Raw genomic sequence first — 13,207 nt, 5'->3', positions numbered from 1 at the left:
AAGTTGGTTTTTACTAGGGAAAAATACTGAGAGAAGGAAATTAATAGATGGAGGTTCACACGAATGAAAAGAATGCTATTTGTCCTTTTTTTGAGTATTTGCTTTATAAGTGCCTGTGCTAATCGTGAAGAAAATCACCAAGCACATGAAAGTGAGACCCAGATACCTGTAGAACAAGCTAATCATCATAAAAACGGAGCCGTTATGGAACAAACAGCGGTCCTGCAACAAATCAAGGATCAAATACCTGCTGATTTCACCGTAAAAATGCCAACAACTTTACCTATTCAAGAGGGTGCTTTTTTATCAGCTACTACAAGAACTGAAGGGAATCAGGTGGAAATTATTTTTTATGAAAGTAAAGAGAATATACCTATTAATGATATTCGATTAAAGAAATCAGCAACCGTCATAGGGCGATTGCTCGTTAAGCAATACAACAATGCAGAAGGTGCCAGCACTCAAATAGCGTTTGATAATTTTAATCAAAATGGTGGGCGAAAAGTGGATCTTGGGTACAATATGAAAGGTTACCAAGATGCGGGAGCCGGTTCCTTATGGACTGGATGGAATGAAGGCCGTTGGGCAATTGCTACACATACCCGAACAGAAAACCCAGAGGCTGGTGTCAAGCTTGCAAAGCAGGTAGTAGAATATTTAGAAAGTCATATGCTCCCTATTCCAAAGCAATATGGCATGGCTCAATTGGACGTTTATCAATCAGGCAATTTAATCGTTTGGCAGGATGAAAAGCTTGTGTATACACTCGATTCCATAAAGGATCCTCTAAAGGCCATAGAAATAGCTACAGCGTTTTACCAATAATAAAAACCCTAGAGTCATTGTGACGTGACCCCAATTATTAGACGCATCTAACAATTGGAGGTGCATGTCAATTGTACTCTAGGATTTTTTTAGTCGTTTATTTTACGGAATCTAAAAGGTCCTTGTAGTCGTGGAATCGCTGTTGCCAACTCTCCATTGGGAATGTTAGCCGTTCCTGACCATCTAGCAGATCAGCCAGCAAGTCCAGACATATATGCCACCCTGCTAAATCCTTTGGCGTATGCTCTGTTAAAGCTTGAAGTGTCTCCACTAATAGTAGTAATGTGCCCTCGTCAGTAGAAGAAAGTTCGAATCGTACAGTATCCGTACCCCAATCAAATTCTAGAGTTTCATTCTCTGCATAATCAGTAATGCCTATTGTTTCATAGGCATCTGTTCCATCGTTCATATTAAAATGCATCTTACCATTATTACGAAGATCAATGATTTCTAAATTACTCATCCACTTTTGTAGCTTGTCATTATTAGTAATTGCTGCCCAAACAACCTCTATCGCATGAGGGAGCGGGCGTTTAAATGTAGCAACATGGTGATTGGATTGTTCTTCAATAGAAGCTAGCATAGTATCCTCCGTTTTTTTATGTGGTTTTGTCCTTATTATAGGTGTTCTTTATGAACTGTTCAAAGGAGAACATCACATAAATACATTATTTATAAGAAGTGAGATATGGGATAATATTGTTAAAAAGGAGGTGAGAATATGACACATAAACAAGCATTAGAACGTTATATCCAAGCAACAAATACGCATGATTTTAATGAGGTAAAAGTAATTTTGCATCCACAGGCCGTATATTGGTTTTCGGATAAAACATGTACGACTACAGAGGAAATTGGTGCTTACTTCAATCACGCATGGAGTGTAATTCAAGAAGAGGTCTATTCAGCGGCTGATATAGCATGGTTAACCGTTGATGAAAAGACAGCTACCTGTCTTTATACATATCACTATGAAGGCTATCATAATGGAAAATTTGTATCAGGTAGCGGTAGAGCGACAAATATTTTTACGTTGATGAATGGTGAATGGAAGTTAATTCATGAACATTTGAGTGGCAATATTAAATGATTTTCCATAGCATCTGAATAATCAACAATGAAATAATGACAGGTAGGAGTAGTTTGGCTATTTTTATTGGAATATGTGGCAGCACTAGGAGGCCTAATTGAGAGCCTAGGATAGAGCCTAATGCCATGGCAATTGCATAGTGCCATTGAATAAAACCAGTTTGATAAAAAACAATAAAAGCTCCTGTACAACTCCCAAAAAGCAGTGCACGAGTGAGTTGTACGGCTTTTATGTAAGTGTGCTGGCAACGCAAATAATATAAAATACTAAAAGTTGAAGAACCAGGGCCAAAGCCACCATCATACATAGCAATAAAAAAGGGCTGCCAAAGGGAGGACGTTGTATGCTCTGTATGATTCACAGTGTTAGTCCAAGCCTTATTTTTTAAAGTGACGATTAATGCAAAGATCAGTAGGATACAGGCTGTAAAATTCATAGTTTTTTCAGATAGTGACACGGCCAGAAGTGCACCACCAACCCCTCCTATACCTGCAATAGCGATGTATTTTAAAATAGCTTTTAAGTGCAGCTCCTTATGGTACAGTAAATAAAAAATGCTAGATAAAGCCGATATACCAGTTGAAAATTTATTTGTCGCAATACTAGTCTGAATGGGAATGCCGACCAGCATCATTGCAGGAAGTGTGATCAGTCCTCCACCTCCCGCAAGTGTACCGATAAAGGCAGCTATAATACCAATACATACGAGGGTCAAAGAAATTTTTGCATAGTAATGCCCCATCAAACTAAGGAGTACAAAGAACGATACCAGTAAAATTTTTTTCATAAGCGACTCTCCTCACTTGAATAGCTTTAGGGTAAAGGGTTTTAATATATAAATCTAATATATTATTTTTGAGTATTTATAAATTTATTTTATCTTTTGGAGGGCTAAGATGAGATTGCTACAAACTGAGAATGATTTAATAAGTCTAATAGCAGCAGACGATTGGATGATGAATGTTTTAGAAGCTGTTGAAAAAGTACATCTCCCTGATTGTTGGGTATGTGCAGGATTCATCCGTTCAAAAGTATGGGATTATATTTATGAGAAAGAAGATCGAACACCAGTAGCTGATATTGATGTGATCTATTATGATTCATCCAATTTAACAGAGGAAAAAGAGAAGCATTATGAGCAGGAGCTGTTGAAGATTTGTAAAGACGAGCCTTGGTCGGTCAAAAATCAGGCAAGGATGCACGTCATAAATGGGAGTAATCCATATCACTCTTCCTTAGATGGAATCTCTCATTTTCCTGAAATCGCAACTGCTATCGGTATTAAATTAACGAATGGTCGGCTACAAGTAGCTGCACCATATGGTATTCACCAGTTAAGTGCTGGCATAATAGAACCGACGCCGTTTTTCCTTGAAAATAAAGAAAGATATGTGATATATCGCCAAAGAATTACTTCTAAACAGTGGCATTTAAGATGGCCGAAATTAGAAATTAATCTACAGTAATCGGAGGGCAAATCCAATGCTACGAGACAAAAAGTCGATTATTAAACACTATGAACAATCTCTTATTTGGGTAAAGGATTTGAGGAATTTATCTGAGGAGCAATGGCGTAAGCCAATTGAATCTGGAAAATGGTCGGTTGCAGAGATGATAGGACATCTTACCCCATGGGATACATTTGTGTTAGAACATCGAATACCTTATTTATTTATAAATACATCTTTACCAAAAGGGCCAGATATCGAGCATATGAACACGAAGGCAGCTGAAAAAAGTCGTGAACAACATTTAGAAAAAACGATTACTGAATTTGTTTCGACAAGGCGTCAATTGCTACAGACCATTCAGCAATTGACAGATGAGCAATGGCACCAGTCGTTCAGTATTGGGCAGTCTAACATAACGGTTGCGGATTATTTTGGCGGATTAATTGACCATGATTTACATCATTTTTCACAAATTCAGAGCGTTTTACATGTATAGGAGCTAGCACATGGATATCAAGTATTTAATAGATTACTTTGCCCAAGCATCTGTAAAATTTACCGATGTCTTTACGAAAAAAATGGAGCCGGGAGAAGCTGATTTAGGGAGAACTACTGCACCAGGAAAGTGTGGAATTATTGTGCCGCTTGCAGGCAGTGCTATTTTTAGCCTGAATGGAACGCCTTATGTGATGGAACCAGGAGTAATAGTGCATGCCGGTTCTCAAATGCCAATTGAAGTGAACGTAACGAGCCAGAAGGTTTGGGAATATGCTGTAGTTCATTATAATCTACCTATGGATGAGGCGGCACTTTATCCACTAGCTCAGCAACACTTTCTTATTAAAACTGGCCATAATACGCAAATTATTACCCAAGTTCAGCAATTGGTAGAAAGCTATTCCTTTCCAGGGAGTATGGCGGTATTTAAGTCTAAGACATTATTCATGAATTTGCTGGAACACATTCTTATAGCGGCAAAAGTGAAGGTTCTGGATAATGCCAATGAAATGATGGAGCAGGCTTTACAGTATATACATGAGCACTACGCGGAGCAGCTTTCGGTATCAAATATTGCTAGTGAATTTGAAATTGAACGACGTCGATTTGCCTATTTATTTGAGCAGCATACAGGCATGAATCCAAGCACATATATAACGGAATACCGTATAAGACGAGCAAAGGACTTGCTAGAATATGGTGGAATCCCTGTAGCTGAAATTGCAGAATGTGTTGGCTATATAGACTGTTTTTATTTTAGTAGGGTATTTAAAAAGTGTACAGGTTTATCGCCTTCAGCCTATCGAAAATTAAAAATAGAGGAAGCCAAATACGTATAAATGACTGTTTCTTAAAAAAAAGAAACAGTTTTTTTATTGATTTAATCGGCAAAAATCCATGTCATTTTCGAAATCGTCCATTCACAATCTATTTTCACTTTGTTAGGATAGTATCCGTAAATGATAATGAGTATCAATTATATATTGACATACATATGAAAACGATTATCATTATCAATATGAGCTCGTTAGGAGAGAATATCTATGAATAAATATTTTAAAATGTGTGCGCCAGCACTTTTAGCACTATCATTAGCTGCATGTGGAACAGATAAGGCGGAGGAGTCTACATCAACAAATAATACGGCTGAAACAAGTGCAACAGAATCACAGACAGAGCTAGCTAAGACCCAGACAATTACTTACTTAGGTGAGAAATATGAGCTTCCAGCAGAAGTGAAAAATATTGTCGCTGCAAGTCTTGAATCTATGGAAGACGCTGCAATGCTAGGAATTAAGCCAGTAGGTGTACTTGAAGTTGGTGGCAAAGTGCCAGCATATCTAGCATCTGATTTTGAAGGTGCTACACTTGTAGGAAATAAAATGGAGCCGAATGCAGAGGCCATTCTTAATTTGGATCCAGATGTCATTGTGGGTACTTCAAAATTCCCTGAAGAAACGGCTGAAAAGTTGAAAAAAATTCAAACAATGATTCCTTACTCGCATATTTCAACAAACTGGAAGGAAAATTTGACAGTGCTTGCACAGCTAGCTGGTAAAGAAGATGATGCTAAAAAAATCATCTCTGACTATGAGGCAAAAGTTGCTGATGCACAGGTGAAATCGAAAGAGCAATTAGCTGATAAACAAGTGTTAATCATCCGTGTTCGCGGTGGCGTTATGTACATTTATCCGGCTGGCGTTTATTTAAATCCTGTCTTATATGAGGATTTAGGTGCGCCAGTTCCAGAGGTAGTTACGACAGCTAAAGCGCAAGCAGAATTATCGCTGGAAACACTAGCTCAAGTAAATCCAGATGCTATTTTCCTTCAATTTGAGGAATCAGAAAATAAGGATACTCCAAAGGCATTAGAGGAGCTACAAAAAAATCCAATTTTCACTAGCTTAAAGGCATCACAAAATAAAGAAATTTATGTCAATACAATTGACCCATTAGCACAAGGTGGTACGGCTTGGTCTAAGGTTAAATTCTTAGATGCAGCAGCTGAAAAATTACTTAAATAGTATACACAGGCTGGTAGTAGATTTGGTGATATCACCGGGCTATTACCGGCCTTTTGTTCAATAGAAGTTTGGATAAGAAAATGGTATAGAAAAAGGTGTGAAAGTTGAAAAAAACAAACATAGTGTCATTTTCAATATTAGCGGTATCTCCTTTCCTTATTGCCCTTGTGGCACTTGTTTCTGTTATGTATGGAACAAAGGATATTAGTGTAATCACTGTGTGGCAGGCAATATCAGCATTTGATCCTTCCAATGTTGATCACCAAATTATACGAACAGGACGTATTCCTAGAATAGCCGCAGTACTGTTAGTTGGAGCATTTTTGGCAGTTGCGGGTGCAGTTATGCAGGGAATTACACGAAACTATTTAGCCTCTCCGTCATTGATGGGTGTCAACGATGGCTCTGCATTTGTTATAACATTAGCTATTGTCTTTTTCCCAGGACTGCCTAATTATCAGATGATTTTATTGTCAATGCTAGGTTCTGCACTGGGTGCGGGCATTGTTTTTGGCTTTGGCTCATTAATTCGAAATGGTTTATCACCAGTAAGGCTGGCTATTATTGGAACGGTTATTGGGACATTTTTAAGCAGTATAGCTACAGCGATCGCGATGTATTTCCAAGTATCACAAACAGTCAGTGCTTGGTATAACACTAAGGTACATATGGTAGATATGGATATGCTGATGCTCTCAATTCCATTTGGATTAACTGGTTTATTTTTGGCCTTATTATGTGCGAGGGCCATTACGATTACCTCGCTAGGTGAGGATATTGCAATGGGACTAGGTCAAAAAACTAAGGCAGTACGGATTATTAGTATGTTAGCTGTCGTATGCTTGACAGGGACAGCAGTTGCTCTCGTTGGAAAAATAGCCTTTGTAGGGTTAGTTATTCCGCATATTACTCGTTTCCTTGTTGGGGTGGATTATCGCTATATCATCCCTTGTGCAGCGGTTATTGGTGCCTTTTTCTTGGCGCTTTGTGATGTCCTGAGCCGTTTTGTCAATTATCCGTTTGAAACGCCAATTGGAGTCTTAACAGCATTGGTTGGTGTACCATTCTTCTTATATTTAGTTCGTAAGCACGGAGGTGAAAAACGTGCGTAAAAATACCTCAAGTGTATTCTTTTTGACTATGTCGATGCTTTTACTTTTGATTTTAGTTGCAAGTTATCTACATATTACAAATGGTGTTTTTGATATGTCAGTGATGGATGTCATAAAAACATTATTGCGTATTGAATCTAATCCAAAATTTGATCTTGTTATTTTTGAATTCCGCTTACCACGAATTGTCATAGCTGGTCTCGTTGGTATTGGTTTAGGAATGGCTGGGGTTGTTTTACAAGGTATTACGCGCAATGGGCTCGCAGATCCAGGGATATTAGGAATTAATGCAGGAGCTGGTGCCGCGGTCGTAATTTTTATGTTTTTCTTTCAATTAAAATTAGTGAGCGCAGATATGAATAGCTGGCTATCCATTTTAATGATGCCATTGTTCGGTTTTATCGGTGGAACAATTGCGGCTATATTGATTTTTACATTTGCTTTAAAAAACGGTCATCTCGATATGCAGCGATTAATATTAACTGGAATTGCCATTAACAGTGGATTTGGCGCTTTATCATTGTTCCTATCTTTAAAAATGAGTGCGCAGGATTTTGAATCTGCAGCCATTTGGATGGCAGGTTCCATTTACAATGCGAATTGGATTTTTGCTCTTACTATGTTACCTTGGCTTTTAATTTTAGGAATTTATGTGCATAGAAAATCGTATTTACTTGATTATTTTCAGCTGGAAGAGGATAGCATCACAAGTTTAGGCATTGCTGTTGAAAAAGAGAAAATGAAGCTGTTATTAGCCAGTGTGGGACTAGTTAGTGCCTGCGTATCCGTATCAGGAAGTATTGGTTTTATTGGCTTAATGGCGCCACATATTGCTAAGCAGCTTGTTGGTATTCAGCACCGTTATGTCATGCCAGTAAGTGCATTGATTGGTGCAGGCTTGTTAATCCTAGCTGATTTTATCGGCAAAACAGTATTCGCACCGTCAGAGCTGGCTGTTGGAATAGTAGTGTCGATTATAGGAATTCCATATTTCTTGTATTTACTTGTAAAATCTAAGGCATAGGAGGAAACGGTGTGCAAACTGCATTTAGAATGGAAAATTTGGCTTCGGGTTATGAGCAGGTTCGAGTGTTTGAAGGATTAAATTTAACGATTGAAGAGGGCAAGGTCACAACGATTATCGGACCGAATGGCTGTGGTAAATCAACGCTCCTCAAAACGATAGGACGAATTTTAAAAAAGCAACAGGGCACGGTATACTTGCAGGAGCAAAATATGCAAAATTTATCGACAAAGGATATTGCACAGAAGCTAGCAATATTATCACAGACACCCATCGCACCGGGGCAATTAAAAGTCGAGGAGTTAATTGCTTATGGGCGATATCCACATCGCAACAATGTCAATCGTTTAACAAATCAGGATGAAAAAATGATTGAGTGGGCGTTAACGGTCACAAATACAATGGAATATCGAAATCGAGAGCTAGCACAGCTTTCTGGAGGACAGCGTCAGCGTGTATGGCTCGCTATGGCATTGGCACAGGAAACAAGTATATTGTTGCTTGATGAGCCGACTACTTATTTAGATATGGCCCACCAGTTGGAAGTACTTGATATCGTGAAAAATTTAAATGAACAGCATCAATGTACAATCGTCATGGTTCTTCATGATATTAATCATGCCGCTAGGTATTCAGATCATCTTATCGCCATGCGAAAGGGTGTTATCATGCAAACCGGAACACCACAGGAAATTTTGAGCGCAGAAGTGATGCGTCAAGTCTTTAACATTGATGCACGTATTATGGAAGATCCGGCAACGAATACACCTGTATGCTATGGTTATGACGTTTTAAAGGAGGAAAACAAATGAATCGAACAGAAATAGATTACTCAACACAGCAAATGACTTCAAAATTGGCAGACTATACGTATGGGATTAACGTATATATACCCAATGAGGAAGCTCCAACAGAAGGTTTTCCTGTCATCTATGTATTGGATGGTTCTTCTTATTTTCCTCTAGTTAAAGAAGCAGTCCGATTGCAAAGCCGTAATGCGCCAAAAACAGGTATTTTACCATCCATTGTAGTTGGTATTGGGCATGGTGAAGATATACGTGAACGACGATTTTATGATTTTACGGCACCAGCAGAGACGTATATTTATCCCGCAAGATTTAAAGGTAAAGGGCATGAAAAGCTTGGTGGGGCAGTAAACTTTAGTCGATTCCTAGAAGAAGAACTAAAGCCAATGATTGAAGCTAACTATCCAGTAAATAAAGCACAGCAATCGATATTTGGTCACTCGTTAGCGGGTTATTTTACGCTTTGGCAATTATTTCACCATCAAACAAGCTTTCAACATTACCTGGCTATCAGTCCCTCCATCTGGTGGAATGAGCATGAATTAGTCCCATGTGCCTCAGTATTTTTAAATGAGCATCAGGCTATGAAGGAAACATTGTTTATTAGTGCTGGTGAACTGGAAACCTTTATGGTGGATGATGCACGACAAATGGCAACAATGCTTGAAAAAATAATGAAGGTTGATTTTTATGAAGCTTTAAACGAAAATCATGCATCTGTTGTGCCTACTGTTATGAGTAGAGCCATACGTTTTGCTTTTAAAAATGAATAAATAATAGCCGCATTATCTATGGGTAATGCGGTTTTTTATTTTCAGGAAGTTTTGATTTATAAAATACTTGAATGAAACTCATAATAAAGGGAATTTGGTAAAACGTCTGGGATTAATGGAGGCGCTGTATGCAAAAAAATAAAAATTTAATCAACCCAGTATTTATTATTTCTAGTGGAGCCATTTTACTTTTAGTAATTATTGGGGCAATAATACCGGAAAAGTTTAAGAATGTAGCGAACAGCGTCTTTCATATGACGACGGATTTTTTTGGTTGGTTTTACTTAATGGCAGTCTTTATAATCGTGGTTTTTCTATTTGGCTTGGCGATTAGTAAATATGGCACTATTCGATTAGGAGCAGAAGATGGTCGCCCAGAATTTAGCTTTCTCACATGGATTTCTATGCTCTTTTCTGCAGGACTTGGGGTTGGACTAGTCTTTTGGGGAGTAGCTGAACCAATGAGTCATTATTTTTCACCACCTTTTAGTGACACAAAACCTCTTACGACAGATTCAGCCCGACTGGCAATGGGCTATTCATTCTTTCATTGGGGAATCAGCCAATGGTCTGTTTATGCCATATTGGGGCTCGTTATGGCGTATGTGCAATTTAACAAAAAAAGAAATATGCTCATCTCAACCGCCTTAGAGCCTGTAACGGGGAAAAATCGAGTCGTGAAGGGCACGATTGATATTTTAGCGGTTATTGCAACAGTTATGGGGGTAGCTACTTCTATTGGCTTGGGCGTGCTCCAAACAAATGGAGGTTTAAGCTTTGTCTTTGGTTTACCTAATACATTTCTCTTCCAAGTAGTCATTATTCTTATCATGTTTATTGGCTATATGTTATCTGCCACTACAGGCCTTCAAAAGGGAATGAAAATCTTAAGTAATGTCAATATGATGCTAGCGATTGTGTTACTGCTATTTGTTTTTATAACAGGTCCGACGGTATTTATAATGGAAACCTTTACACTAGCAATAGGCGATTATATTTCAAACTTTATTCAATATAGTTTAAGGATGCAACCGTATGTCGGGGGGACGTGGGTAAAGGATTGGACTATCTTTTATTGGGCGTGGGCGATAGCTTGGTCACCCTTTGTTGGTTCTTTTATTGCTCGTGTATCAAAAGGTAGGACCATTCGAGAATTCATTGTTGGCGTATTAATCATTCCTCCTCTTATTGCTTGTTTTTGGATTGCTGTTTTTGGAGGTACTGCCTTGTGGTTCGATTTGCATCAAGAAGCTCAAATTGCACAAACCGTTCATAACGATGTAACAGTGGCGTTGTTTCAAATGTTAGAGCATTTGCCACTTTCAACGATAGCCTCTTTTATTGGGATTTTGCTCATTATTATCTTCTTAATTACGTCAGCCGATTCTGCTACTTTCATTATGGCCAGTATGACGACAAGGGGATCCTTAAACCCTACAGTACTGTCGAAGTTAGTTTGGGGTATATTAATGGCCTCTATTTCAGGTGTTTTATTGTATACGGGTGGGCTAGATGCATTACAAACGGCGTCGTTAATTGCCGCTTTACCATTTACGGTAATATTACTGTTGTTAATGATTTCTTATATTAAAATGATGAAGGATGAGATTATTCCGCTGAAGAAAAAAGACATTCAACGATTGAAGATAGCCAAAAAGCATCTTGAGAAAGAAGCAAAAGCTAAAGAAAAAAAATGAGGTCATAAGCTGTATTATTCTTTCATGAGTAATACAGTTTTTTGTGTTTATATACATTAAAATGTATTAAAAATCATTCGTGGAGGTTAACTGAGCTAGTATTAGCAGAAATAAAAGATGCACCCATTATACATGAGGTGATGATTCAGGCATTTCAAGAGTATGCAGCGGCACCACCACCATCTAGTGCATTGAGTGAAACGGTAGAATCCATTGAACAGGGTATGCAGGCTGGTGAACAGGCTTTTAACAGTAGTAGGCTACCATAGAGATACTAAAACTATTCAGCCAATTTTAGTGGATGGATGGAGCATAGGCCTTGGCGGGCCCGCAAATGGAGCAGATGCTCATAGACCTTCAAGCGTAAAAATTCCTAGTCCTGGAGAATGGGCAATTTTACTGTATACAAATGGTAAATACTTTGATACGTTGATTTATGATATTCAGGAATAATAGTGACCTAAAACACTTTGGAAAAGTAAGAGGATATAGAAATGGAGGAGAGTAATTTGATCGATTTTGATTTACGATATCCAATTGGGGAGTTTCAATGTCCAACAGAAGTGACATCACAGCAAGTAAAAGAATGGTTGGAAGATATTCGTTTATTACCACAGCAGCTTGAAGAAGCATTAAGTGGAGCAAGTGAGCAGGAATTGGCAAAATCCTATCGTGAAAATGGCTGGACTGTAACACAGCTAGTCCATCATATTGCTGATAGTCATATGAACAGCTATATCCGCTTTAAGCTAGGTTTAACAGAGGACGAGCCAACTATTAAGCCATACAATGAAGCTGAGTGGGCACTGCTACCAGATTCAGAAATGCCAATAGCGACTTCTCTTAAACTAATCGAATGTTTACATGGACGTTGGGTTTACTTATTAACAAGCTTAACAGATGAACAATTACAACGAGCGTTTAATCATCCTGATTCAGGTCTGACAACATTGGAACAGGCAATTGGGTTATATGCATGGCATGGCAAACATCATTTGGCGCATATTCGGAATGCTTTGACGAAATAGTAAAAATGCGAAATAGGCGATTTCTTGAAAAAGAAATCGCCTATTATTTTTTAGTACAATGCTATCAATTTTTTCATACATGAAGGATATTTAAATTACTTTCTAGGTGATTGTATCGAGGCTTAAGCAATCGTAATACCTGCACTTGCAGTTCCTGTTAGAACTTGTGCAACAGCAACACCGGCAGTTGTAATAGAGTAAACCATTAATAAACGGTCTCCTGTTACGACTGGAACTGGTGCTACGTTCGCAGAAGCGAATGAAGTTTGGCCTAATGCTATGGCACCAGTAAATGCTGGAGCTAAGTTGACAGTTGCTGTTGTTGCAGTGAACACAGTGCTACCTGCAGGAGCGCGATAAACTGTTGCAGTTACGGTTGTTGTTCCAATTAAAGCAATAGCTATTGTTGCAGAGAATGATGCAGAAATAGCCGTGATATTACCTGGACGAGGAACTGAGAATGCCTCTGTTACAACCCCAGATAAATCAATGGTATTTCCTAAAATTGTAACACCAGGTACTGCTGTACCAAATCCGATTAGACTCGGTGTTGCAATTAATCCAGTAACTAATGATGCTAAAACAACAGGTGTGACACCAGAAGAGAAAGGAATGATTGAGCCAGTTGCTTGAGGCGTAGTAATACATGCCGCATCAATCGCTACAAAAGGTCCTAATGCAGTACATTCACCATTGCCATTTTTTGAGCAACCACACATAGAATTATTTAAACACATTTTTACACCCCCTTTCTTCATTATTCTATTCATTTCAGATTAGGGGTTAAGGGCAAATATCTACTTCACCTATAAATTCAATGATTTCTTAAAGCCAGCTTTATTTGAAACATAAAGACATCCACTATGTATATTTACATAC

The 13,207-nt window shown here is 38.3% G+C and carries 17 protein-coding genes; 14 read left to right on the top strand and 3 right to left on the bottom strand.

Going from position 1 to position 13,207, the window contains the following annotated elements; genetic code table 11:
* Positions 1 to 63 precede the first annotated feature (63 nt).
* A complete protein-coding gene (locus MKX57_RS22425; RefSeq protein WP_342550623.1) occupies positions 64 to 825 on the top strand; it encodes a hypothetical protein in 762 nt (253 codons plus the stop codon).
* Positions 826 to 922: 97 nt separating this feature from the next.
* Here the strand turns inward: MKX57_RS22425 and MKX57_RS22420 are convergent, their stop codons facing one another.
* Positions 923 to 1,408 carry an SRPBCC family protein gene (locus MKX57_RS22420; protein WP_342550622.1) on the bottom strand — a complete coding sequence of 162 codons (486 nt, stop codon included), beginning with the start codon at positions 1,406 to 1,408 and terminating at the stop codon, positions 923 to 925.
* Between the two features lie 138 nt (positions 1,409 to 1,546).
* Here MKX57_RS22420 and MKX57_RS22415 point away from each other — a divergent pair, with 138 nt between their 5' ends.
* The gene (locus MKX57_RS22415; RefSeq protein WP_342531169.1) at positions 1,547 to 1,915 is read left to right on the top strand and encodes a nuclear transport factor 2 family protein; all 369 of its coding nucleotides are present in this window, start codon (positions 1,547 to 1,549) and stop codon (positions 1,913 to 1,915) included.
* Here the strand turns inward: MKX57_RS22415 and MKX57_RS22410 are convergent.
* Positions 1,908 to 2,702 carry a sulfite exporter TauE/SafE family protein gene (locus MKX57_RS22410; protein WP_239355128.1) on the bottom strand — a complete coding sequence of 265 codons (795 nt, stop codon included), beginning with the start codon at positions 2,700 to 2,702 and terminating at the stop codon, positions 1,908 to 1,910. The two genes, MKX57_RS22415 and MKX57_RS22410, sit on opposite strands and share 8 nt — an antisense overlap.
* Positions 2,703 to 2,811: 109 nt before the next feature.
* On the opposite strand from MKX57_RS22410, the gene MKX57_RS22405 reads away from it, so the two are divergent.
* The 12 genes from MKX57_RS22405 to MKX57_RS22350 all read left to right on the top strand — a co-directional run bounded on the left by MKX57_RS22405 (position 2,812) and on the right by MKX57_RS22350 (position 12,328).
* Positions 2,812 to 3,381, top strand: a complete 570-nt coding sequence (locus MKX57_RS22405; RefSeq protein WP_089985833.1) for a nucleotidyltransferase family protein — start codon at positions 2,812 to 2,814, stop codon at positions 3,379 to 3,381.
* A 16-nt stretch (positions 3,382 to 3,397) separates the two neighbouring features.
* Positions 3,398 to 3,862: a DinB family protein gene (locus tag MKX57_RS22400; RefSeq protein WP_008175322.1), complete on the top strand. Its 465-nt coding sequence runs from the start codon at positions 3,398 to 3,400 to the stop codon at positions 3,860 to 3,862.
* A 10-nt stretch (positions 3,863 to 3,872) separates the two neighbouring features.
* Positions 3,873 to 4,703 carry an AraC family transcriptional regulator gene (locus MKX57_RS22395; RefSeq protein WP_090002076.1) on the top strand — a complete coding sequence of 277 codons (831 nt, stop codon included), beginning with the start codon at positions 3,873 to 3,875 and terminating at the stop codon, positions 4,701 to 4,703.
* Between the two features lie 204 nt (positions 4,704 to 4,907).
* A complete protein-coding gene (locus MKX57_RS22390; RefSeq protein ID WP_089985831.1) occupies positions 4,908 to 5,888 on the top strand; it encodes an ABC transporter substrate-binding protein in 981 nt (326 codons plus the stop codon).
* A gap of 104 nt (positions 5,889 to 5,992) precedes the next feature.
* Complete coding sequence (locus MKX57_RS22385; protein ID WP_008175316.1) at positions 5,993 to 7,000, top strand: iron ABC transporter permease; 1,008 nt, start codon at positions 5,993 to 5,995, stop codon at positions 6,998 to 7,000.
* Positions 7,001 to 7,028: 28 nt separating this feature from the next.
* Positions 7,029 to 8,024, top strand: coding sequence for an iron ABC transporter permease (locus MKX57_RS22380; protein WP_089985914.1), 996 nt, complete (start codon positions 7,029 to 7,031; stop codon positions 8,022 to 8,024).
* Between the two features lie 29 nt (positions 8,025 to 8,053).
* On the top strand, positions 8,054 to 8,836 hold the full coding sequence (locus tag MKX57_RS22375; protein ID WP_115648604.1) for an ABC transporter ATP-binding protein: 783 nt from the start codon (positions 8,054 to 8,056) through the stop codon (positions 8,834 to 8,836).
* On the top strand, positions 8,833 to 9,603 hold the full coding sequence (locus MKX57_RS22370; protein ID WP_089985828.1) for an alpha/beta hydrolase-fold protein: 771 nt from the start codon (positions 8,833 to 8,835) through the stop codon (positions 9,601 to 9,603). Before MKX57_RS22375 ends, MKX57_RS22370 begins: the two co-directional genes overlap by 4 nt.
* 128 nt (positions 9,604 to 9,731) lie before the next feature.
* Positions 9,732 to 11,300 carry a BCCT family transporter gene (locus MKX57_RS22365; RefSeq protein ID WP_089985827.1) on the top strand — a complete coding sequence of 523 codons (1,569 nt, stop codon included), beginning with the start codon at positions 9,732 to 9,734 and terminating at the stop codon, positions 11,298 to 11,300.
* Positions 11,301 to 11,440: 140 nt separating this feature from the next.
* A complete protein-coding gene (locus MKX57_RS22360) occupies positions 11,441 to 11,569 on the top strand; it encodes a hypothetical protein (protein WP_258870082.1) in 129 nt (42 codons plus the stop codon).
* Entirely contained in the window at positions 11,535 to 11,753 is a 219-nt protein-coding gene (locus MKX57_RS22355; RefSeq protein ID WP_090002071.1) for a hypothetical protein, read from the top strand. Before MKX57_RS22360 ends, MKX57_RS22355 begins: the two co-directional genes overlap by 35 nt.
* 41 nt (positions 11,754 to 11,794) lie before the next feature.
* Positions 11,795 to 12,328 (top strand): YfiT family bacillithiol transferase, encoded by a 534-nt coding sequence (locus tag MKX57_RS22350; protein ID WP_089985826.1) that lies wholly within the window; start codon positions 11,795 to 11,797, stop codon positions 12,326 to 12,328.
* Positions 12,329 to 12,450: 122 nt separating this feature from the next.
* Here MKX57_RS22350 and MKX57_RS22345 read toward each other — a convergent pair whose 3' ends face one another.
* A complete protein-coding gene (locus MKX57_RS22345) occupies positions 12,451 to 13,065 on the bottom strand; it encodes an exosporium glycoprotein BclB-related protein (RefSeq protein WP_089985825.1) in 615 nt (204 codons plus the stop codon).
* Positions 13,066 to 13,207 lie beyond the last annotated feature (142 nt).

The organism is Lysinibacillus sp. FSL M8-0216, assembly GCF_038595555.1.
Lineage (GTDB): Bacteria > Bacillota > Bacilli > Bacillales_A > Planococcaceae > Lysinibacillus > Lysinibacillus fusiformis.
Note: the sequence above shows the minus strand (reverse complement) of the source record. Positions and strands in the feature narration are given on the sequence as shown.